A 22,160-nucleotide genomic window follows, 5' to 3' on the forward strand; every position below is an offset into this window, starting at 1 on the left:
ATACCTTAATGCACATACATATTCTGGGTATCTGTGGCACCTTTATGGGCAGCCTGGCTGTCATCGCCAGGGAACTTGGCCATACCGTGACCGGCTCGGATCAGGGTGTTTACCCGCCCATGAGTACCCAGTTGCAGGCCCAGGGCATTACCCTGATGGAAGGCTATCGCGTGAAAAATCTGGAGCCGCAGCCCGATCTGGTGTTGATTGGCAACGCCATGTCTCGCGGTAACCCTGAAGTGGAAGCCGTGCTGAACCGGCGCATGGACTATATGTCCGGGCCGGAGTGGCTGGCGCGGGAGGTATTGCGCCACCGCTGGGTAATGGCCGTTGCGGGCACCCATGGTAAAACCACCACTACCGCCATGCTGCTGTGGATTCTGGATCAGGCCGGGTTTGATGCGGGGTATCTGGTGGGCGGTGTGCCGCAGGATTTTCCGGTGTCGGCGCGGCTGGGCAGCAGCGACTTTTTTGTGATCGAGGCCGATGAGTACGACAGCGCCTTTTTCGACAAGCGTTCCAAGTTTATTCACTACCGCCCCAACACTCTGATTCTGAATAACCTGGAATACGACCACGCGGATATTTTCGACAGTGTTGAAGCCATTGAACGCCAGTTTCATCACGTGGTGCGAACGGTACCCTCCCAGGGGCTGATCATCCGCCCGGCGGTTGACAGGCATCTGGATAGTGCCCTGGCGATGGGTTGCTGGAGCCCGGTTCAGGATACTGCGATTGGCAGTGAAGCAACGGCTACGGTGGACTGGCGCGCCGAGTTGCTGGCAGAGGACGGCAGTCGCTTCATGGTGATCCATCATGAACAGCCGGTTGCCATGCTGAAGTGGAACCTGAGCGGCTTGCACAATGTGCGCAATGCACTCTCTGCTATTGCCGCCGCCCGCCACGTTGGAGTTACGCCGGATCATGCGGTGGCTGCCCTGTGTCGGTTCTCCGGGGTAAAGCGCCGAATGGAACTGGTGGGCGATATTGACGGGGTGCGCGTATATGACGACTTCGCCCACCATCCGACCGCCATTGCCTCAACCCTTGAAGGCTTGCGCAACCAGGTGGGCGACGAACCCATTGTGGCCATTATTGAACCCCGCTCCAATACCATGAAGCAGGGCGTGCACAAGCAGACTCTGATCCCCAGTGCAGCACTGGCCGACCGGGTGCTGTGGGGCAATCTCAGCGATATGGGCTGGTTGCCGGAGCTGGTCGATGGCTGGCGTGCGGAACACGGCAATCTGGATCATCATCAGGTGTTGTGTTCGGTGGAGGATCTTGTTGAAAACGCGCTGGCGGAGTTGCCCGAGACTTGCCACATTGTGATCATGAGCAATGGCGGGTTTGGCGGTATTCACAGCAAACTGGTTACCGAACTGGAGAAACGCCGTGGCTGAATTTCAGGCAGGGGCACCGTTAGTGGTTAATCTTGCGTTCACCGGGGCCTCCGGTGCCCAGTACGGACTGCGCCTGTTGCAGTGCCTGGTGGCCCAGGGCTGCCGGGTGAACGTGATGATCAGCAAGGCCGCGCAAGTGGTGATCGCCACCGAAACCGACTTCCGTTTGCCTGGCTCCACGCCAGCCATGGCCGAGGCGCTCAGCCAATACAGTGGGGCCGCACCGGGGCAGGTGCAGGTGTTCGGGCGGGAGGAATGGTTTTCACCCCCGGCCTCCGGCTCCGGGGAGAAGGCGCCGCTGGTGATCTGCCCTTGCAGCACCGGCACCCTCTCGGCCCTGGCCACAGGCGCCAGCAATAACCTGATCGAGCGGGCCGGAGATGTGGCTCTGAAGGAGCGCCGGAAACTGATTCTGGTACTGCGGGAGACCCCCTACTCGGAAGTACACCTGGACAACATGCTCCGGCTGACCCGAATGGGCGCGGTAATCATGCCCGCCAGCCCCGGCTTCTACCACAACCCGCAATCCATTGACGACCTGGTGGACTTCATGGTGGCCCGCTTGCTCGACCATCTGGGCCTGCCGCAAACGCTGGTGCCCCGATGGGGCGAAAAGGCAAGCGAAGAATCCGGGGCCTGATCCGGCGTTACCAAACTTTACAATTTGCCAAGCCGGTCAAGGTCTCCGGCTGGCACATCTCCTACAGTAGCCGCACAACCTCTAACAAGGATAAACGGTTGCTGCCATGAAACGCCTGACCCGTCTTTCTGTTCCCCTGCTCGCCCTGGCCATTGCTGGCTGCGGCGAAGAATCCAGCCCGCGACCTGTAGACGGTCGGGACTTTGATGGTGTGGCCTACACCGAGCGCGCGCCCTATCAGGGCCGGGTGATTGATGGCTATCTGCGTAACGCCCGGGTCTGGCTGGATATCGATGGCAATGGCCAGTACACCGCCGGACCTCTGGAGGTAGTGCTCGACAATGGATATCGGCATGTCCTTGAGGGAGGCGAGCCCACCGCCCTGAGCGGAGCCGACGGTGTGTTTTCGCTGGACGTTTCGGTGCTTGATGTACCTGCCGATATCGGGCCGGATATCGATCATCGTTCCTATCCTCTGTATGCCCTGGCTATTCCCGGCCAGACTCTTGAACAGCGCACGTTCGGCGACGAGCCGGTGGCGCGCGCCTATCTGATGACTGCTCGGCCGGGCGTCACTAACATCACGCCTTTGACAACCCTGGCGCGGTTTCAGCGCCTGCTCGGGCAGAGTGCCGCCGGGAGTGTTCAGGGATTAGCCAGCGTTGAGGGTGTGAACCTGCTTCAGGATTACATTGAGACCGGGGATCACCGGGCCCACGCCTATGCCCGAACGTTTGCCCGCTTTATGGCCAGCCAGATACCGGATGCCTACAACCGCTATCTGGCGGACAACGGCAGCGATGGTGGTGAAGCCTCGTTACTGAGCCTGGACGGTGTCCGCCTGCTGGGCTACTCACTGGTGCGGAACGCCGGTGATCTGGTCGCGCTAGCCGACGCCGCCGCCTCCGGAGGCGATTATCGCAACGTAGATGCTGATGTGCTGAACCTGCCAGACATTTCGGTGGAAGTGAACAATCCGCGCGTTCTGGTACGGCAACGGATTCTGGCAAGCCCGGGGTCGGGTCAGCTGCCAACCTATCCGGGTAACCTGGAGCCCTCTGCCGAGGTGCAGTTCGACTACAATGAAAACGGCCGCTTGCTGTCGGTAACAAGCGATGGCTGTATGGGATTGTCTCGCAATGAAATCGCCCGAATTTTCGAGGCGGGCGGTTATGCGCAGAAACTGAACACGCAATGGTTGCCAGCGGTGTCTCTAGCGAACACAAGCCGCTCGTTCTTTCAGGAGGGCGGGCCCGACGAGCACCTGCAGTTCTTGTGGGGCGAAGGGGAGGCCCGGTTTGATACGGTGACCGGTTGTCACCAGCCGGCCTTTGGCGCGCAAGCGCAGAGCAGTGAGCTCGGAGGAGCCCCGGAAATTCTCTGGCGATGGAATCGCAGTAACCGTAGCCTGACCGAAGAGGTTTCCGGCACCGAAGGCGCCCGCAGCCTGGCGCCCATTCGCGAGAATTCACCCGCCGATGTCCTGGGTACGGGTACACAGGAGCCGCCGTTGGGTCTGGTAACAGGCTATCGCCTGATGGAGCAGGAGGCACTGGCGGCCAGTCAGGTTTTCACCGAGCCGACAGAGGCCTGCACAGCTGAGAGCCTGGTTGCCACAGAGGAAGATCCGGATCAACTTGGGCAGTACGTCACGCACCTGTTTCCTTTCGAGTTCAGAGTAACTGATGACACGCCGGTATACAGCGGCATGGCCGAGTATGAGGTGCGCAACCCGGGCACGCTGTTGGTTTCCCGGCCCTTGATTCTGCCGGTTTACGACCCGGCATCCGCGATGCTTGAGAGCGTAAACGCCGGGGACGGCGTATTCGCCTGGCAGATGGTTTACCCGCCACTGAACGAAACAGATGGAGAGGCGCATCCCAACCTGATTGAGCGTGCCTACCTGGTTCCACCTGCACCAGCCAGCCAGTGCGGCGCGGGCCCAATGAAGGAGCCGCGAAGAGCTTATGCCATTGTGGAGTACCAGTACCAGAGTTTGGCGGAATATCTGGAGGGCAGGCTGGCGGATTAGGGAAGGCGGTGGGGGGATTCCCACTAGTTTCGCGCTCAGGCAGCCCACGACACTGAGATTGCCAAAGATGCCCTGGAGGATCAGTTAAAAACTATTCGTCCGTGGACTGCGGTTTCTGAAAGCAGACACAGGACATAACCCACGCCTTCACAGCGATCGATTTTCCGCCGCTTTGCGACCGGTTGGCCAGTAGAGAAAGGAAAGCTCGTCGGCCAGAAGCTACCGCTCCGATGCGCCGTAAAGCCATTCGTTAGGCATGATTACGCAATCGCTTCAGTTGGATAAGTGTCGATATTGTTTACATCAAAAGTTCGATTTGAGAAAAAACCATCGAAAAAACAATAGCTTGGTATCTGGCGTGTTTTTTGCTTTTTTTCGATAGTGAAGAAAGTATTAAACATGCGAGGATTATTTATGATGAAAAGAAATATAATAAAAGCTTGTACTATTGCGACACTAATATTTGCCGCACAAAGCAGCCATGCTTCACTTATCACCAACGGAGGCTTTGAAAGTGGGTTGGCTGGCTGGACGTGTGTGACTCCAGGAGGGAATTGCGGTACCGCAAGTTGGGGTGGGCCCAAAGAAGGTAGTCGTCACTTTTATGGGTATGACAACGGCCCCGGGGGATTGAGCTACCAAAGCTTTGCGACAAATATTGGAAGTACTTACAGCATAGATTTTTTCTATGGGAGTAGTTCGACTAGCCCTACGAATAATCTGTCTTTAGAAGTAGGGGATCTGGCAGAAACATTTAGTTTTTCGACTGACGATAGCTGGAGCTCTTTTTCATCTACATTTACTGCTATTTCTGCCACTACATCTCTGCACTTTTTTTTCGATACGGACGGCGGGTCAGGCACGCTCTGGCTTGATGACATAGTTGTCGACGCGGTTGTAGCAAGCGTGCCAGAGCCGTCGTCAATTGCATTGCTTGGCTTAGCTTTAGCCGGACTTAGTTTCGCTCGGAGAAAGAAGGCTGCCTGACTGAGAAAAAACGCAAACCGCCCCTATTTGATCAGCTCGCTGGTGATCTTGGGGGCGCCCAGATCCCTTGCTGGTCCGCAAGATGACCCACCGCAGAGCGCAATTCGCTTTCAGGCACGGCTGCCATGTATTGAGTAGTCATGATGACCGTGTTCTCCTTAATGTTGAACACTGGGTTCAGCCGTTGCGCGGGAGCGGGCGCTCCGGTTTTTGGGCAGCAATGGCACCACAACCCAGGGTTCAGGCCACTGAGAAGGTCTGACTGAACATCCAGTAGATAATCGGCGCCGTTCTTGTTCTCAAAGACATCGAAACGGGCCATCAGAACTGCCGATGCCTTGCCAGAGGTAAGTCGTTCGCTTCAACGTATGCGTTTGAGCTTTCGAATGGTTTAATCAGGTGTATTAATATCGGGTTTTTCTAACCCAAACACCTGTATATCTGAAGTCTGCAAGGTATTGATTCGACCATTTCCTGGGGAAAGAAATGGTGCCGAGGAGAGGACTTGAACCTCCACGGGGTTGCCCCCACTAGCACCTGAAGCTAGCGTGTCTACCAATTTCACCACCTCGGCAGGTGATTTGCAGTATGCTGCTTAATGTGTTGATAAGCAAGCTTTTCTGCCTTCGGTGAGGTGTGTCCCTCAACCGATGGCGCACACTTTAATGATTCCGTTTCGGGCTGTCAAACACTTTTTTAAAAATAGTTTGAAAAAAGTGCCGGGGGTATTTGTGCCTATATTGTGCCTGTTGTTAGGCAGGTATCCCGCCTCAACGTTATACTGTTGAAAACACGAACGATGCCGCTTGTTGTGCGGCGGGAGATAAAGGATCCGAATGGTTTCCAGGAAGAACAAACAAAACGACCCTCACGCCGAGCGTGAGGCCAGCAAGTACGATAACCCCATCCAGAGCCGCGAATTCATTCTCGCGCACCTGAAAGAGCGTGGTGCACCGGCCACTCATGAAACCCTGTGTCAGGAGCTGGGCCAGAACTCCGAAGAAGGCATAGAAGCATTGCGGCGCCGGTTGATTGCCATGTGCCGCGATGGTCAGCTTATCTGTAACCGCCGGGATGCGTTCCTGCCGATTGATGAAGCGGCACTGGTGACCGGGCGGGTGAGTGGCCACCGCGACGGCTTCGGGTTTCTGATTCCCGATGATGGCAGTTCAGACCTGTTCCTGACTGCCCGCCAGATGCGCCAGGTGTTTCATGGCGACCGTGTAGCGGCCCGGGTCGATCAGGTGGATGACAAGGGGCGCCGGGAAGGCAAGATTGTGAAAGTGCTGGAGCATCGCACGGAGCAGATCGTTGGCCGATTTTTCCGGGAGAGCGGTATTGCCTTTCTGGTGCCGGAGAACGCGCGCATTAACCAGGAAATTCTGGTGCCGGACGAGCATGTGGGCAAGGCCCGCCATGGCCAGTATGTGGTGGTTAATATTCTGCGCCAGCCCACCGTGCGAACCCAGGCAACCGGCCAGGTGGTTGAGGTTCTGGGTGAGCACATGGCCCCGGGGATGGAAATCGACGTGGCCATCCGCTCCTACGAAATCCCGCACAGTTGGCCAACGGCGGTAGGCGAGCAGGCGGCTGCGATTCCCGAGGAAGTGACCGAAGCAGATAAAGCGGGCCGGGTAGATATCCGGAATTTGCGGTTGGTGACCATCGATGACGAAACTGCCCGGGATTTTGACGACGCCATTTATTGCGAACCGCGCCCTCGGGGTGGTTATCGGCTGGTGGTGGCCATCGCCGATGTATCCCACTACGTGCGCCCGGATTCTCCGCTGGATGAAGAGGCGATACAACGTGGCAACTCGGTGTATTTTCCGGATCACGTGGTGCCTATGCTGCCAGAGAAGCTATCCAATGGGCTTTGCTCTCTGAATCCGGATGTCGATCGCTTGTGTATGGTGGCCGATATGACCATCAGTGCCGCGGGCAATATCAGCGGTTACACCTTCTACCAGGCGGTTATGCGCAGTCACGCCCGGCTGACCTACAACAAGGTCAGTGCCATGCTGGAGCACCCGGACACCGAGCAGGGTTACAAGCTCAGCGCCCAGTACGCCGACTTGCTGCCGCACCTGCACAATCTCTACGCGCTGTATAAACTCTTGCGCAAAGCCCGCACCGAACGCGGTGCGATCGATTTCGAGACCACGGAAACAAAAATTGTTTTCGACCCCCAGCGTAAAATTGAAGAAATTGTCCCGGTTCACCGCAACGATGCCCACAAAATCGTGGAAGAATGCATGCTCTGCGCGAACGTGGCTACCGCCCGGTTTTTGAAAAAGCACAAGGTGCCGGCGTTGTATCGGGTGCATGACGGGCCGTCGGAAGAGCGTTTGGGGAATCTGCGGTTGTTCCTTGGGGAATTGGGGTTGCAGCTGGGGGGTGGTGACAAGCCTACGTCTGCCGACTACCAGCAGTTGTTGGAGCAGATTGCCAGCAGGCCAGACGCCCACGTTATTCAAATGGTAATGCTGCGCTCGCTCAGTCAGGCGGTTTACAGCCCGGAGGAGTCGGGCCACTTTGGCCTGGGCTTCGCCAGCTACGCCCACTTTACCTCGCCCATTCGTCGCTACCCGGATTTGATTGTCCATCGGGCGGTGAAATCCCGTATTCATAACCCGGAAACCCAAAAAGACGTGGTGTCTCCGAAGGTGCCGGATCCGGAATTTGCCAACTACCCATACGATTATGCCCGCATGGAGCAGCTGGGTGAGCACTGCTCAATGACCGAACGCCGGGCCGACGACGCCACCCGGGATGTCATGGCCTGGCTCAAGTGTGAGTTTTTGAAAGATCACGTGGGTGAGGAGTTTGACGGCGTGATCGGTGCGGTCGTGCCCTTTGGCTTCTTTGTGGAGCTGGCGGATATCTACATCGAGGGCCTGGTGCACGTATCCACGCTCAATGGCGACTACTTCCACCATGATTCGGCCAAACATCGCCTGATCGGGGAGCGCACGGCGGTCAGCTTCCGCCTGGGCGATGAAGTTCGGGTGCGGGTAGTTCGGGTTGATCTGGAGGATCGTAAAATCGATCTGGAGCTTGTCAGCACGCCGAAGCGACGCAAGGCAGACCGGGATGCGCTCGACGTAACCCGGCGTGAGCCTCGTAATAAAGGGGATCGGGCAGGCAAGGGCGGTAAGCGGAAGAAGCCAGCCAGTGCGAAAGAAAAGCTGATTGCCGAGGCTGCCCGTGAAGCATCCAGAAAGGGCGGCAAACGCAAGCCTGAAACAGGCGGTAAAAAACGCAAGAGCTCCCGGTAATCCGTTTTACAGGAACAAGTATCAGTGTCTCAGGAATATGTATTTGGTTGGCATGCCGTTGATGGCGTGCTGAAAAAGCAGCCGGAGCGGTTGCAGCGGGTGTGGATACAGACCGGCCGGCAGGATAAACGGGTAAAGACAGTTACCGAAGCACTGGACAGCCTCGGGGTGCCCTGGCAGGTGGTACACCGGAAAGAGCTGGATGAGCGGGTTGCCGGTGTTCATCAGGGTGTGGTCGCGGCCGTGGCCGAGAGCCGGGAGTGGACGGAGGATGATTTGCTGTCGATGTTGTCTGGCAGCAGTAAACCGCCGTTTCTGCTAGTGCTGGACGGGGTGACCGATCCCCACAACCTGGGGGCCTGCCTGCGAACGGCGGATGCCGCAGGTGTGCAGGCGGTGATCGTGCCGAAAGACAAATCGGCGTCGCTCACGCCGGTTGCCCGCAAGGTGGCCTGCGGTGCCGCCGAAACCGTGCCTTTTGTTCGTGTTACCAACCTGGCCCGCTTCCTTCGGGAGCTGAAAGACATGGGCGTATGGTTGATCGGTACTGCCGGAGAGGCGACCGCGACCCTTTATCAGGCAGATTTCAAAGGGCCGGTGGCTCTGGTGATGGGTGCGGAAGGTAAGGGGATGCGCCGGTTAACCCGGGAGCATTGCGACCAGCTTATCCATATCCCCATGGTCGGGCACGTAGACAGTCTTAACGTGTCCGTGGCCACGGGCGTGTGTCTGTACGAGGCATTGCGCCAGCGCCTTGGTTAATCCTTGCACTGGCCCTGCGATGGGCCTAGAATACGTGACCCCTTTTTCAAGGGGCGGTTTTTTATTGCCCTTTCTGTGGTGGTAATCAATCTTGCCGGGAGCGCAAGTGCTCTTTCCAGTGCTTTGTTTTTCGGCAGAAAAGAAACCGGCAGCGGCCGCTGTCGACTCCTTGCTTTCATGCTCCGGCATAACCTTCGGGGAAGCCGAAAGAGAAGAAAGCTGTTCAAACCGTAGGGAGAACTCATGCGTCACTACGAAATCGTTTTTATGGTACACCCTGATCAAAGCGAGCAGGTGCCCGCGATGATCGAGCGTTATACCAGCGTCATCACTGAAGATGGCGGTAAGGTACATCGCCTGGAAGATTGGGGCCGTCGTCACCTGGCTTACCCGATCAACAAGATCCACAAGGCTCATTACGTGCTGATGAACATCGAATGTTCACAGGCCGCTATGGACGAGCTGACTCACAACTTTCGGTTCAACGATGCCATCATCCGTGACCTGATTCTGCGTCGCGATGAAGCCGTTACCGATCTGTCTCCGATGAAAGCCGCTGAGTCCCGTGAGGACCGTCGTTCCAGCGGAGACGACCGTCCCCGTCGTTCAGCCGAGTCTGACGAGCGTCAGAGCGCTGACACCCAGGACGAAGAAGAGTAATTCACCGGAGTTGAGGAGTTAAAGTATGGCTCGTTTTTTCAGACGTCGTAAGTTCTGTCGCTTCACGGCAGAGGGTGTCAAGGAGATCGATTACAAAGATCTGGACACTCTGAAAGGCTACATCACTGAAACCGGCAAAATCGTGCCCAGCCGCATCACCGGCACCAAAGCACGTTATCAGCGTCAGCTGGCTACCGCGATCAAGCGTGCCCGCTACCTGGCATTGCTGCCGTATACGGACGGCCACGATCACTAAGTATTAACGGACAGGACCCGGGACCATGCGTGCACTTGCACAATATGTAATGCGCGGTCCCCTGCAAGCCGGTGGGGTTGCAGCGGTGACTACCGCCGTTCCCCTGCTGTTCTGGATTGGCGCAGCAGTTATTGGCCTGGTCGTTTTGCGACTGGGCATACGCCAGGGGCTGAATGTCGGGCTCTGGGCGTTTGTACCGGCGATGGCGTGGGCGGGCTACGGCCAGGATCCGACCGCGCTGGTGGTATTGCTGCAGGTGATGCTTATGGCATCCATCATCCGGAGCAGTCTGTCCTGGGAAAGAGCGCTGTTATCCGGTGCGTTCCTGGCGATAGTCTCGGGCTTGTTGATGCCGGTGGTCTATCCGGCGCTGTTGAACGACCTGGTGACTGCCGGTGTTGAAGTTTACCGGCAGTACAACGCCGAACTGGCCCAGGCTCTGGGCAGCGATCTGGAGCAGGTTATACGGGACACCATGAATGCCAGTATGGCCGGTACCTATTTCGCAACAGGTATCGGAATGACGATGCTGGCGCGGTACTGGCAGGCGGCGCTATACAATCCCGGCGGATTCCGTAAGGAGTTCCATAGCCTGAGATTGTCCCCCGCGATTGCGGTTGTTTGTGGCCTGACCATGATGACGGGGCCTTTACTGGGCCTCAACGCTGTCTTGCTGGCCTGGGCTGCCGGAACACCTTTGGTGGTTGCAGGGCTTGCGCTGGTGCATGGTGTGTTCGGGCGTAAACGGTGGAACGGAAACTGGCTGGCAATGTTCTATGTTGCGCTGGTTTTAACGGGTCCGAATCTGTTGATGCTGTTAGTGATTATGGCTTTTGTGGATAGCTGGCTGGATGTTCGGGGGCGAATCAACCCTGCGGGCCCGGCTGAATAAAGCACGAAGAGGTTAACGAGATGGAAGTTATTCTGCTCGAGAAAGTTGCAAACCTTGGCACCCTGGGCGACAAGGTTAAAGTTAAGTCCGGTTACGGCCGCAATTTCCTGCTGCCCTATGGCAAAGCCGTTCCGGCAACGGAAGCAAACGTAAAAGCGTTCGAAGAGCGTCGTGCAGAACTGGAAAAAGCAGCCGCTGAGAAGCTGGCTACTGCCCAGTCCCGCGCAGAAGCTCTGGAAGGCGCTTCTATCACCATCGCCTCCAAGGCTGGTGAGGAAGGCAAGCTGTTCGGTTCTATCGGTGTTCGTGACATCGCAGACGCTGTTTCTGCGGCTGGTACCGAAGTCGAGAAGAGCGAAGTGCGTCTGCCGGAAGGCCCGATCCGGGTAACTGGCGAGTACGACGTTGAGCTGCAGCTGCATACCGACGTTGAAGTGACCATCAAGCTGGCGGTTGTTGCCGAGTAATCGGTAACTTGCCATCGGTCAAACGACCGGTTGCCGGGGGCTTCCCCGGCGCTGCGTGAACGGGCCCGAACCGGAGACGGTTTCGGGCCCGTTGCTTTCTGCTATTCTAGTCCCCTCGAGTTCCCCATTCCCTGATGTCGGTGTCTATGGCCAATCCCACTCTCAAACCTGCGTCTATTGATCCGGAAACCAGTCGTATCAAGGTGCCACCCCATTCTGTTGAAGCGGAACAGGCGGTACTTGGCGGGTTAATGCTGGATAACCGTCGTTTTGACGAGATAGCTGAAATCATTTCTGCGGCGGATTTTTACCGGCAGGATCATCGTCTTATTTTTGGCGCGGTGGAACGCCTGGCGAGCGAAAGTGAACCGCTGGACGTCGTTACCCTGACCGAGTTTCTGGAGCGCTCCGGCGACATCGAAGATGCCGGTGGGCTGTCGTATCTGGCCGAGCTTGCCGAGAAAACACCGGGTGCTGCCAACATCCGTGCCTACGCCGATATCGTTCGTGAGCGTTCGATACTGCGGCAACTGGTGGAAGTGTCCGGGCAGATATCAGATTCGGCTTTCAATCCTCAGGGCCGAAAGAGTAACGACATTCTGGATGAAGCTGAGCGCAGCGTGTTCCAGATTGCCGAGGCGCGCACCAAAGAGGGCTCCGGCCCGAAGGCGATCAATCCCATTCTGACCAGCACACTCAGCCGGATTGAAGAGCTGTTCGAATCCGGCGAACAGACCACGGGCCTGACTACGGGCTTCCGGGATCTGGACGATCAAACGTCGGGCATGCAGCCTGCGGATCTGATTATTGTGGCGGGGCGCCCATCGATGGGTAAGACAACGTTCGCCATGAATATCGTCGAGAATGCCCTGATCAGCACAGGCACACCGATACTGGTATTCAGTATGGAAATGCCCGCCGATGCTCTGGCCATGCGTATGTTGTCGTCTCTGGGGCGTATTGATCAGACCAAGGTTCGGGGCGGCAAGCTGGAAGAGGATGATTGGCCCCGGCTGACCTCGGCGGTCGCCTTGCTCAAGGACAAGCCCCTGTACATCGACGATACCCCCGGCCTGAGCCCGACAGAGATGCGCTCCCGTGCCAGGCGGGTGGCAAGGGAAAATGGCGGGAAGATCGGCCTGATCATGGTGGATTACCTTCAGTTGATGAGGGTGCCCGGGAACACAGAGGGGCGGACGGCAGAGATTTCCGAAATTTCCCGATCGCTCAAAGGCATTGCAAAAGAGCTGGGCTGCCCGGTTGTCGCGCTCTCTCAGCTCAACCGGAGCCTGGAGCAGCGGCCGAACAAACGCCCGGTAAACTCGGATCTGCGTGAGTCGGGCGCTATCGAGCAAGACGCGGACGTCATCATGTTTGTATACCGGGACGAGGTGTACAACGAAGACACGCCAGACAAAGGCATTGCCGAAATTATTATTGGTAAGCAGCGGAACGGACCGATCGGAACCATACGGCTTGCCTTCATTGGCAAATACACCAAATTTGAAGATCTGGCCCACGGTGACTACAGCGATTATGGCGGAGATTACTGATGCCCCGGTCTACGGTTGCCATTATTCACCCGGACGCGATCCGGTATAACTTTCTGAAGGCCAAAGAGCTGGCCGGTGCCGCCACGGTGATGGCGGTGGTCAAGGCGGACGGGTACGGCCATGGTATCGAGGCCGCTACCGATGCGCTCGCGGCCGAGACCACACGATTTGCTGTCGCCTGTCTTGAAGAGGCCAGGGCCATTCGACAGGCTGGGCACCGCCACACCATCGCCTTGCTGCAAGGAACCCATGAAAGTGTGGATCTTGCCGAATGCCAGGAATCCGGGTTTGAGCCGGTTCTGCACAACCGGCTGCAGTTGTCCTGGCTGGCGCCGGGGCAGTGCCCGAAATTCTGGCTGAAGGTGAACACGGGTATGAATCGTCTTGGCTTTCGCCCGGACGAACTGCCCGGAGTGATGACCGAACTGGGGCTTGCCGGGTTTGCGTCCCAGATGGTCGGGTTTGTCACCCATTTTGCCTGTGCAGACGACGCCGACAGCGACCGGACAGAGCAGCAGACCGCCCTTTTCGAGGAAGCGGTAGCAGCCTGGCCCGATCTGTTGCGCAGTGTCGGCAATTCCGCTGCCCATTTCCGCCGCGGCCAGCCACTGTTTGACCTAAGCCGCCCGGGTATTATGTTGTACGGTGGGTCGCCCATGATCGGCAAGACCGGAGCCGATCTGGGGTTGAAGCCTGCAATGACTTTGCAGGCGCCGCTGATCACCACCCGGGTGCTGCAGGCCGGTGATGCGGTGGGGTACGGTGCAGGCTGGGTTGCCAGCCGAGAAACCCGCATGGGCATGGTGGCTATCGGTTACGCAGACGGTTATCCGCGCCACGCCGGTACCGATACGCCTGCCGCTGTACTGGGTAGGCGTATACGGCTGATTGGCCGTGTCTCTATGGATATGCTTGCAGTTGATCTGAGCAATGCCCCAGAAGCGCGTGAGGGCGACATGGTGGAGCTTTGGGGTAGTACCGTATGTGTAGACGAAGTCGCTGCCTGTGCAGGCACGATCGGCTACGAGTTGCTGACCGGCGTTACAGCGCGGGTGCCTCGGGTTCGTGGATGATTTCCTCGATGAAATCGAGAATGGCGCCAAGGCTCTGTGCGTCCAGCTTTTTCAGGACTTTGTGAACCACCATTTTGCTGCCTTTAAGCATGCTGCCTGTGCCAACCCGGGCCACGCCCATCATTACGCTGCCGGCATTCAGCCGCCGCAGCGGTTCGAGAAAAAAGAAATCCAGCCCGGACTCTGTCAGTTCCACAATCAGTTCGTATAATTGGTCAACGGTCTGCTTGTCGGCTTCGCCACGGTCTTTCAGTTCACGAACCGTATAAAGTGCCCTGGTACGAAGTTCATCGGCAATCGGGGCAACAATATGGCTCTGTTGTTTCAGCATGCGGGCTCCTGTTGTTGTATTCTTGCGGTTTCCTGCACGGGTAGGCGTTGAACACACGCGATGGCGTGTCGTACTGTCTCTGGTGCGCAGCGGATAATGCCGCAAAAGATGTCCGGCACCATTGGCCGGGCAGTTCTACACCCACGTCACATCGGTGACAGAGCGGAGGTATTGGTTTCCCGTGCATGTTCTTGTGGTACACGACTACGGTCCCCTTGGCAGAGTGCTCCTCGAGCGTTTGAGAACAACACATCTCAGGGTCAGCCCGCTGCTGGTCAGCGACCCTGCGAACGTTGATTTGCATGCACTGGGTAACTGGGTTCCAGAAGACACAGTTCTGATCGTCAACGCGCTCTGGTTCACCGATCCGGAAAAAGCAGAAGGCGATCCAGAGGGTACTCATGAGGCAGCATTTTCGTTACCGATGGCTCTGGCCGAGCATGCCCGTGAACGTGGAATGGCCCTGTTGCAGCTGTCATCCTGTTATATCTTCGACGGTCGCAAACAGGGGGGCTATATCGCTTCCAACCCGGGGCAGCCGATCAACGAGCTCGGTCGCTGGCAGTGGGAATGCGAACAGGCTCTGAGAACCTCCTTACCCCGCCATATCATTTTGCGAACCGGCTGGAGCCTTGGTCGTTTTATCCGCAAGCTTCAGAAAAGTACTGCCGAGGGTGGGCTGGTATTACCGGGGCGTTGCCTGGGGCAGCCTGTCGCTGTAAAAGACCTTGCGCGAGTCATCACGGCGGTGGCACTGCAGCTGGATTGTGGTGCCGAAGCGTGGGGAACCTATCAGTATGCCGGTGCCGAGGAAGTCAGCTTGTATGAGCTGGGGCTGGCCATCGCCGGTATGCCGGGTATCCCGGAAGACATCAAGGTGGTGGATGACCTGCCCGGGTGGGGCAGTATCGAGCCGCAAAATACCACCATGGTCTGCACTAAAATCCGCAATACGTTCGGTATCAAGCAATTGCCTTGGCGCACCTGGCTTTCCGAGGAGCTGGCGATGCTCAAGAGCATCGCCGCGGAGAAATCAAAGCAGCAGGCGGAAACCTGAGTTCCGCCAGGCAGGCTTACTGGCTGCCCTGGCGGGCAAAATCCCGGGTGACCATCTGCAGGGCTTCAACGTCGAGCAGTTCGACTTCACGGCCGCGCGCCTTGATGATTCCCTGATTCTGGAAGCGGGTAAACACCCGGCTAACCGTTTCCACGGCCAGGCCGAGGAAGTTGGCGATATCGTTACGGGCCATCGGCAAGCTGAAGTTGGTGGCTGACATCCGGCGACGGCGGAACCGGCTGGACAGCGACAGCAACAGAGCCGCGATCCGCTCTTCAGCGGTGTTTTTGCTCAGCAGCATGGCCAGTTGATGGCTGTTTTGTATTTCCTGGCTCATCAGGTGGTACATGTGGTGCTGCAGCTCGGGCAGCTTGCCGGTCAGCTCTTCCAGCTTGTCGACCGGAAACTCGCAAACGCTGGTGCGCTCCAGGGCTTTTGCGGTACAGGCGTAGGTTTCGCTGCTCATGCTGTCCAGGCCGATCAGTTCACCGGGCATGAAGAAGCCGGTTACCTGTTCCTCACCGCCCTCGGTAATAATCGAGGTCTTCACCGAGCCGCTTTTTACCGCAAAGCAGGACCGGAATGGGGTGCTCTGGTCAAAGATGTGCTCACCACGGTTGTAGATCTTGCCTTGCTGAACGATGTCTTCCAAACGATCAAGGTCGTTTTCCTCAACCGCCAGCGGCAGGCACAGATTGCTCAGGCTGCATTGGTGGCAAGAGGCTTTGAGCGGGGAGACTTGCTGAACTCGAATTGCCTGGGCCATAGTTAACGAACCATCCGGGTAGATCCATTCAAGACCACGCCTTTCAGGGGCGCGGCACGTCCTCAAATCCCCGCAGACCAGTCGCTGGCGCTGATCGGGGTGGACACCTCGGGCTATCCGGATACCGGGGCATACTGCGGATTGCCATGGGTGCCAATGCTGAAACATCTGGTTTCAACGACATTGATCATGGTCAAGTATAACAAAAAAGGCTAGTCATATTAGTGAAATTGCAGTGCTTTGTGCTTGCGTTTTTATGCGCTCGCGGCAATGCGATGTTCCAAGCGGCAGGCTTCCCGGGTGTTATTTTTTCCGGCGCTTTTTCTGTTCATCCCTCAGTGCCTTTTTCTCTGCTTCGGCAGCGGCCAGTGCTTTGGCTTCGATCAGTTCCTGCTCCACCATCGCGGGGGTTTCCAGCGAGATGCGGCCAAGGGTACCGGCCCGGAATTCGTTCAGCAGCACTTCCGACACCTTGTACAGATCGGGTACGCCTCCCCGCCCTAAAAAGCGACGCTTGGCAGCAATGGCATCCATCAGGGCCAGACCATCGGCTGGCTTGCTATCCAGGCCATAGCGGGCCATGACCTGCGTGCAATAGTGGGCAACCAGGTAGTCGGCCTCGAACAGGGCTACGTCTTCAAAGTCGAGCACGGAGCTGCGAATAGCACCGGAAACGGCGAGCCGATAGCCGCACTGCTCGGGCGATAGTTTCGGCCATAGGAAGCCGGGGGTGTCGTACAGCAATACGTTATCTGGCAGTTTGATGGCCTGTTGCGCTCGGGTAACCGCAGGTTCGTTGCCGGTTTTGGCCGCGGGGCGTCCGGCCAGAGTATTGATGATGGTGGATTTGCCCACGTTGGGAATGCCCAGAATCATCACCCGCAGGGCGCTTTTCTGACGATCGTGCCCGGGGGTCAGCTCCTCCGCCAGTTTCAGAATCCCCAGTGCCTCCTGGCGCTGGTTATGGGTGAGAGTCAGAGCCCTTACGCCGCGCTCCTGTTCAATCCAGGCCAGCCATTGCTCGGTTATCTCCGGGTCTGCCAGATCGCGTTTGTTCAGAACCTTGATCAATGGCGTGTCGCCCCGAAGCGATGGTACCAGAGGGTTCTCGCTGCTGAAGGGTAGGCGGGCATCGACCACTTCGATGATCAGATCCATCTGGGGCATTACCTGTTTGATCTCCTTGCGGGCTTTGTGCATATGCCCGGGAAACCAGTTAATGGCCATGGTCGTGTCTCCGCTGTTTGATAAGGTGCGACATTATGCAGGGGAATGACCAAATTTTCACACTCGGTATATACCCCGTGTGTCGGGCGTTTCAGAGCTTTAGCCTGTGAACCTGTACAAATTGAAGGGATATTGGGGTGAAATGCGGCGGGTAAATGCAGCAGATGCAGCAACAGCGGCAGATGATGCAGGGCCAGCAGTAAGCTCGAACCTCGTCTTGAAACCCCCGGGCCTGTAACAGCGCCCGGGGGTTTCTGTTCGCAACGATTCAGCCCAGATTTTTTACCGGAATCTGCATGGCCGCATTGGTTTGCGGCACCTCCGGAACAGCCAGCCCCAGGTTGTTCTTGTCGAACACCCGGTCTGCCCGGTAGCTTGAACGCACCATGGGCCCGGAGGGCACTTCCATAAAGCCTTTTTCCAAGCCGATGTCACGGTAGCGGTTGAACTCTTCGGGCGTAACGTAGCGCTCCACCGGCAGGTGGTTGGGCGTTGGGCGCAGGTACTGGCCCAGGGTGAGGATGTCCACGCCGATGGCCCGTAAATCGTCCATGGTTTGCAGAATTTCCTCTTCGGTTTCACCCAGCCCTAGCATCAGGCTGGTTTTGGTGAGTACGTCTGGCCGGTGCTTCTTGGCATGGGCCAGCACGCTCAGGGTCTTTTCATAGCCTGCCCGCGGATCGCGCACCCGATGGGTCAGGCGCTCAACCGTTTCCACATTCTGGGCAAACACGTCTAGACCGGAATCCACCACCTTTTCCACATCGCTCATCACCGCATCGAAATCCGGGGTCAGAGCTTCCACCGCCACTTCCGGTGTACGCTGTTTGATGGCAGATACGCAGGCTGCGTAGTGGGCAGCGCCGCCGTCGGGCAGGTCGTCCCGGTCTACGGAGGTCAGCACGATGTAGCGCAGGCCCATCAATTCTACTGACTTGGCGGTGTTCTCAGGCTCTTCGTGATCCAGCCAGCCTTTGGGGTTGCCGGTGTCCACCGCGCAGAATTTACAGGCCCGTGTACACACCGAGCCCATTACCATGATGGTGGCGGTACCGGCGGTCCAGCACTCGCCAATATTGGGGCAATGGCTTTCCTGGCAAACTGTGCTCAGGCGGTGTTCCGATACGTTTTTGCGGACTGCTTCAAAGCGTTCGCCTCCGGGCATTTTAGCCCGCAGCCATTTCGGCTTGCGCTCCAGGGGTTTGTCTTCCGTGGCAGAGGATGATTGTTTTACGCCGTCCTTGATGGCGGTAAAACCGTGCTCGTTGCGGAATTTGGAACCACTGGTAATGCGGGGCTTGATGCTTTCGCTCATTGGGCCGGAAACTCTCGGGTAAGAATAAGGGTAACCTAAGAGAGTAATCCTGCAGCGGGCCAGTTACAAGGTGGGTAGGGATAATCGCGGGGGCACCGGGTGCGACTTTGGTCGCACCCGGTTGAGGTAGGTCAAGCCTGGGACTTTTCCAGCGCCTGAGTGATGTCGGCAATGATGTCGTCGGCATCTTCAATGCCGATGGATAGCCGCACCAGGTCTTCGCTCACGCCTGCGCTCTTCAGCTCGTCGGCGTCCAGTTGGCGGTGGGTGGTGGTCGCCGGATGACAGGCCAGGGACTTGGCATCGCCAATATTCACCAGGCGCAGGATCAGATCCAGGGCATCGATAAATCTGGCACCGGCCTCCCGGCCACCCTTGATGCCGAAGCTGAGAATACCCGACGCCTTACCGCCACAGATTTTGTCACAGGTGGCTTTGTAAGGGCTGCTGGCAAGGCCTGCGTAGTTCACCCACTCAACGGCCGGGTGGCTTTCAAGGAACTCGGCAACTTTCTGGGCGTTTTCGCAATGGCGCTCCATGCGCAAGGCCAGTGTCTCCAGGCCCTGCATGATCAGGAAAGAGTTGAACGGCGACAGCGCAGAGCCGGTGTTACGCAGCGGCACCACACGGCAACGACCAATAAAAGCGGCTGCGCCAAGGGCTTCGGTGTACACCACGCCATGGTAGGAGGGGTCTGGCTGGTTCATCATCGGGAACTTGTCGGCATTGGCGGCCCAGTCGAATTTTCCGGAATCCACTACGATGCCCGCCACCGTGGTGCCATGACCACCGATGTACTTGGTGAGGGAGTGAATTACGATATCCGCACCATGCTCGAACGGGCGGCACAGGGCTGGCGTGGCCACGGTGTTGTCGACGATCAGAGGAATGCCGTGCTTGTGGGCAATGTCGGCCCACTTCTGGATATCCACCACATTACCTGCCGGGTTGCCGATGGACTCGCAGAACAGGGCGCGGGTCTGGTCGTCGATGGCGTTTTCCAGCGCTTCGAAATCGTCGTGGGGCACCATCTTGCACTCAATGCCCTGGTTCGGCAGGGAATGGGCGAACAGGTTGTAGGTGCCGCCGTACAGTTGGCTGGTGCTGACGATGTTGTTGCCTACCTTGCAGATGGTTTGCAGGGCATAGGTAATGGCAGCCATGCCAGAGGCCACGGCGAGTGCGCCCACGCCACCTTCGAGGGCGGTCATGCGCTCTTCCAGCACCCCGTTGGTGGGGTTCATGATCCGGGTATAGATGTTGCCCTGAACTTTCAGGTCAAACAGGTCGGCCCCGTGCTGGGTGTCGTCGAAGGTGTACGAGGTAGTCTGGTAAATCGGAGTGGTGGCCGCCCGGGTGGTCGGGTCGCTTTTGAAGCCGGCGTGCAATGCGAGGGTTGCAGGTTTCATGACAACATTCCTTGCAGGTGGATTGTTTTTGGGAACGGCCCCGGAGTATGCCATAGCGGGTGAGGTTAAGGCACAGTCCGGAACGTTATACCCTTATAAGCGCATGCAAGGTTGTTTGCGAGACTATTTTAGTGCGCCGTATACCAGCGCACGCAGCTCCTGACGGATAGGGTAGGACGACGACGGCATCAACTGGGTCATGAAAATCACCGTGAGGTCTTCTGCCGGGTCAATAAAGAAACTGGTACTGGCCAGCCCGCCCCAGCCGTATTCGCCTTCCGAACCAATGGTGTGGGATTTGGCGACGTCGGTTTTCACCGAGAAGCCCAGACCAAAACCGCTGCCAGCGTAGGGGGTTTCGCTGAACCCGCCCACCGACAGGGCGGGCAGATCCTGGTTGTCGGGCAGATGGTTACGGCGCATGAATTCCAGGGTTTTGCGCCCGATAATACGCTGGCCATTGCGCTCGCCGCCGTTACTCAGCGCTTGGGTAAAGCGGTAGTAGTCGTCGATGGTGGAGACAAGACCGCCTCCGCCAGACAGAAAGCGTGGTTGTTTCAGGTACTTGGAGCGTTCGGGATCGTCCTGCAGCTTCATGGTATCGCCGGGCTGATAGAGATAGCAGGCGGCAAACCGGTCTTGCTGATCCGGGCGTACCCAGAAGCCGGTGTCGACCATCTCCAGAGGCTCGAAGATGTGCTTCTGGAAGTAGTCGTCCAGGCTCTGCCCGGATAACAGTTGTACCAGATAGCCCAACACATCGGTGGACACCGAATAGTTCCAGCCGCTGCCCGGATTGAATTCCAGAGGCAGCTCACCCAGCCGTTCCACCAGCTTGTCGAGTGTCAGAATCGAGCTGCCGTCCAGCTTGAGCTGGCGGTAGGCCGCATCCACCTCGGTTCTTTCGGTAAAGCCGTAGGTTAGGCCGGAGGTGTGAGTCATCAGATCCCGGATGGTCAGGGCGCTGGTGGCAGGAGTTGTCTCGAAATTCGGGTAGCTGCCACTCTTATACACCTGCATATTTCGCCAGGATGGAATGTATTTGTGTACCGGGTCGTTGAGCAGGAACTTGCCCTGCTCGTACAACTGCATCATGGCGATGGAGGTAACCGGCTTGGTCATCGAATAGACGCGGAACAGGGTGTCCCGCGCCATGGGTAGGCCGCGTTCCAGATCCCGGAGGCCCTGGGCTTCGCACCAGACAATTTTTCCGTGGCGTGCCACCAGGGTGACGGCGCCCGGGAGTTTACCGGGCTGGATGTACTGGTTGTCGAAATGCTGGGTAATGCGTTTCAGGCGACTGAGGCACAGCCCCGGGTTTGCGGCTTCCGGCATGGCGGTTACGAACCTCTTATTGTGGGATAAGTTTTGGTGCTCCCAAAACTGAAAAAGCCCGGTTCTTTCGAACCGGGCTTTCAGAATACTGGTAGCAAGGGGCGGAGTCGAACCGCCGACCCCAGCATTATGAGTTTCTGAACCCAGCCTTCAGTAATTCTCAAAGCCTTTCAAAACGTGAGTTTAGTAAACTGATAAAGTTCATTAATACGCAATAACTCTCACTCGTTTGGTGCTGTAGTCGAACTACCTTCATAGGCTGATTTACGGTTTTTCGTCTTAGAACATTTCCTTCTTCTCAGTGTTAACTCTCATTCGTTCGGCAGGCTAGTCGAGCTAACTTAACGGCGTAACTCTTCTCTTCGCATCGCAGAAAAAATCCCGTTCCTTCTTTATTCTCTGCCTTACCTTTCCCGTTGTGTGTCGAAGATCGTAACCTCTCTCCCAGCATTTAACCGAAAATTCCCACTGTGCGTATCTCCTGCATCCCTTCCATGCGGGGCCGCTGTATTCGCTACAAACGGAATCTTCGATAATTTTTCCGTTGCTGCTGACTTCGTAGCTGTAGGCGTAATAGTCTGGTGCGTCGTTTTTCAGTTCCGTTCTGTATTCCGCAATTGCGTTGTTCCATGCCCACATCACAACGGTGACGCAAATTATCCTTTTCATTACTGCTCCTGGTTAATCCCTCGCGTCTCGGTGATACCACCGCTCCAT

Annotated in this window: 21 protein-coding genes and 1 tRNA gene; 13 read left to right on the forward strand and 9 right to left on the reverse strand. The window is 57.3% G+C overall.

Features of this window, described 5'->3' with window-relative positions; translation table 11 throughout:
* Positions 1 to 8: 8 nt before the first annotated feature.
* The 4 genes from mpl (at position 9) to C7H09_RS06290 (ending at position 5,062) form a co-directional block, all read left to right on the forward strand.
* The gene (gene mpl / locus C7H09_RS06270) at positions 9 to 1,403 is read left to right on the forward strand and encodes a UDP-N-acetylmuramate:L-alanyl-gamma-D-glutamyl-meso-diaminopimelate ligase (protein WP_106761750.1); all 1,395 of its coding nucleotides are present in this window, start codon (positions 9 to 11) and stop codon (positions 1,401 to 1,403) included.
* Positions 1,396 to 2,043: a flavin prenyltransferase UbiX gene (locus C7H09_RS06275; RefSeq protein ID WP_106761751.1), complete on the forward strand. Its 648-nt coding sequence runs from the start codon at positions 1,396 to 1,398 to the stop codon at positions 2,041 to 2,043. The genes mpl and C7H09_RS06275 overlap by 8 nt, the downstream gene beginning before the upstream one ends.
* A 106-nt stretch (positions 2,044 to 2,149) precedes the next feature.
* Positions 2,150 to 4,075, forward strand: a complete 1,926-nt coding sequence (locus C7H09_RS06280; RefSeq protein ID WP_106761752.1) for a hypothetical protein — start codon at positions 2,150 to 2,152, stop codon at positions 4,073 to 4,075.
* A gap of 414 nt (positions 4,076 to 4,489) precedes the next feature.
* Complete coding sequence (locus tag C7H09_RS06290) at positions 4,490 to 5,062, forward strand: PEP-CTERM sorting domain-containing protein (RefSeq protein WP_240616519.1); 573 nt, start codon at positions 4,490 to 4,492, stop codon at positions 5,060 to 5,062.
* 31 nt (positions 5,063 to 5,093) lie between these two features.
* Here the strand turns inward: C7H09_RS06290 and C7H09_RS06295 are convergent, their stop codons facing one another.
* The gene (locus tag C7H09_RS06295; RefSeq protein WP_106761754.1) at positions 5,094 to 5,384 is read right to left on the reverse strand and encodes a CcdB family protein; all 291 of its coding nucleotides are present in this window, start codon (positions 5,382 to 5,384) and stop codon (positions 5,094 to 5,096) included.
* Positions 5,385 to 5,549: 165 nt separating this feature from the next.
* Positions 5,550 to 5,636, reverse strand: a tRNA-Leu gene (locus C7H09_RS06300).
* 262 nt (positions 5,637 to 5,898) lie between these two features.
* Between C7H09_RS06300 and rnr the strand changes: the two genes are divergently transcribed.
* From rnr to alr, 8 genes are all read left to right on the forward strand, one after another.
* On the forward strand, positions 5,899 to 8,340 hold the full coding sequence (gene rnr / locus C7H09_RS06305; protein ID WP_106761755.1) for a ribonuclease R: 2,442 nt from the start codon (positions 5,899 to 5,901) through the stop codon (positions 8,338 to 8,340).
* Positions 8,341 to 8,364: 24 nt separating this feature from the next.
* Positions 8,365 to 9,102: a 23S rRNA (guanosine(2251)-2'-O)-methyltransferase RlmB gene (gene rlmB / locus C7H09_RS06310; protein ID WP_106761756.1), complete on the forward strand. Its 738-nt coding sequence runs from the start codon at positions 8,365 to 8,367 to the stop codon at positions 9,100 to 9,102.
* A gap of 243 nt (positions 9,103 to 9,345) precedes the next feature.
* Positions 9,346 to 9,762 (forward strand): 30S ribosomal protein S6, encoded by a 417-nt coding sequence (rpsF, locus tag C7H09_RS06315; protein ID WP_106761757.1) that lies wholly within the window; start codon positions 9,346 to 9,348, stop codon positions 9,760 to 9,762.
* Between the two features lie 25 nt (positions 9,763 to 9,787).
* Positions 9,788 to 10,018 (forward strand): 30S ribosomal protein S18, encoded by a 231-nt coding sequence (gene rpsR / locus C7H09_RS06320; RefSeq protein ID WP_011785848.1) that lies wholly within the window; start codon positions 9,788 to 9,790, stop codon positions 10,016 to 10,018.
* A gap of 25 nt (positions 10,019 to 10,043) precedes the next feature.
* Positions 10,044 to 10,910 carry a YybS family protein gene (locus C7H09_RS06325; RefSeq protein WP_106761758.1) on the forward strand — a complete coding sequence of 289 codons (867 nt, stop codon included), beginning with the start codon at positions 10,044 to 10,046 and terminating at the stop codon, positions 10,908 to 10,910.
* A 20-nt stretch (positions 10,911 to 10,930) separates the two neighbouring features.
* Positions 10,931 to 11,377, forward strand: coding sequence for a 50S ribosomal protein L9 (gene rplI, locus C7H09_RS06330; protein WP_106761759.1), 447 nt, complete (start codon positions 10,931 to 10,933; stop codon positions 11,375 to 11,377).
* Positions 11,378 to 11,523: 146 nt separating this feature from the next.
* The gene (gene dnaB / locus C7H09_RS06335; RefSeq protein WP_106761760.1) at positions 11,524 to 12,930 is read left to right on the forward strand and encodes a replicative DNA helicase; all 1,407 of its coding nucleotides are present in this window, start codon (positions 11,524 to 11,526) and stop codon (positions 12,928 to 12,930) included.
* On the forward strand, positions 12,930 to 14,003 hold the full coding sequence (gene alr / locus C7H09_RS06340) for an alanine racemase (protein WP_106761761.1): 1,074 nt from the start codon (positions 12,930 to 12,932) through the stop codon (positions 14,001 to 14,003). The genes dnaB and alr overlap by 1 nt, the downstream gene beginning before the upstream one ends.
* Here the strand turns inward: alr and C7H09_RS06345 are convergent.
* Complete coding sequence (locus C7H09_RS06345; protein WP_106761762.1) at positions 13,972 to 14,334, reverse strand: hypothetical protein; 363 nt, start codon at positions 14,332 to 14,334, stop codon at positions 13,972 to 13,974. The two genes, alr and C7H09_RS06345, sit on opposite strands and share 32 nt — an antisense overlap.
* Positions 14,335 to 14,515: 181 nt before the next feature.
* Between C7H09_RS06345 and C7H09_RS06350 the strand changes: the two genes are divergently transcribed.
* Positions 14,516 to 15,391, forward strand: coding sequence for an SDR family oxidoreductase (locus tag C7H09_RS06350; protein WP_106761763.1), 876 nt, complete (start codon positions 14,516 to 14,518; stop codon positions 15,389 to 15,391).
* A 16-nt stretch (positions 15,392 to 15,407) separates the two neighbouring features.
* Here the strand turns inward: C7H09_RS06350 and fnr are convergent, their stop codons facing one another.
* The 6 genes from fnr to C7H09_RS06380 form a co-directional block, all read right to left on the reverse strand.
* Positions 15,408 to 16,157: a fumarate/nitrate reduction transcriptional regulator Fnr gene (gene fnr / locus C7H09_RS06355; protein WP_106761764.1), complete on the reverse strand. Its 750-nt coding sequence runs from the start codon at positions 16,155 to 16,157 to the stop codon at positions 15,408 to 15,410.
* A gap of 303 nt (positions 16,158 to 16,460) precedes the next feature.
* A complete protein-coding gene (ylqF, locus tag C7H09_RS06360) occupies positions 16,461 to 17,384 on the reverse strand; it encodes a ribosome biogenesis GTPase YlqF (protein WP_106761765.1) in 924 nt (307 codons plus the stop codon).
* 268 nt (positions 17,385 to 17,652) lie between these two features.
* Positions 17,653 to 18,699 (reverse strand): lipoyl synthase, encoded by a 1,047-nt coding sequence (lipA, locus tag C7H09_RS06365; RefSeq protein WP_106761766.1) that lies wholly within the window; start codon positions 18,697 to 18,699, stop codon positions 17,653 to 17,655.
* Between the two features lie 131 nt (positions 18,700 to 18,830).
* On the reverse strand, positions 18,831 to 20,108 hold the full coding sequence (locus tag C7H09_RS06370) for an O-acetylhomoserine aminocarboxypropyltransferase/cysteine synthase family protein (protein WP_106761767.1): 1,278 nt from the start codon (positions 20,106 to 20,108) through the stop codon (positions 18,831 to 18,833).
* Between the two features lie 123 nt (positions 20,109 to 20,231).
* Positions 20,232 to 21,443, reverse strand: a complete 1,212-nt coding sequence (locus tag C7H09_RS06375) for a serine hydrolase domain-containing protein (RefSeq protein ID WP_106761768.1) — start codon at positions 21,441 to 21,443, stop codon at positions 20,232 to 20,234.
* Between the two features lie 336 nt (positions 21,444 to 21,779).
* The gene (locus tag C7H09_RS06380) at positions 21,780 to 22,112 is read right to left on the reverse strand and encodes a hypothetical protein (protein WP_106761769.1); all 333 of its coding nucleotides are present in this window, start codon (positions 22,110 to 22,112) and stop codon (positions 21,780 to 21,782) included.
* Positions 22,113 to 22,160 lie beyond the last annotated feature (48 nt).

Source organism: Marinobacter fuscus (assembly GCF_003007675.1).
GTDB lineage: Bacteria > Pseudomonadota > Gammaproteobacteria > Pseudomonadales > Oleiphilaceae > Marinobacter > Marinobacter fuscus.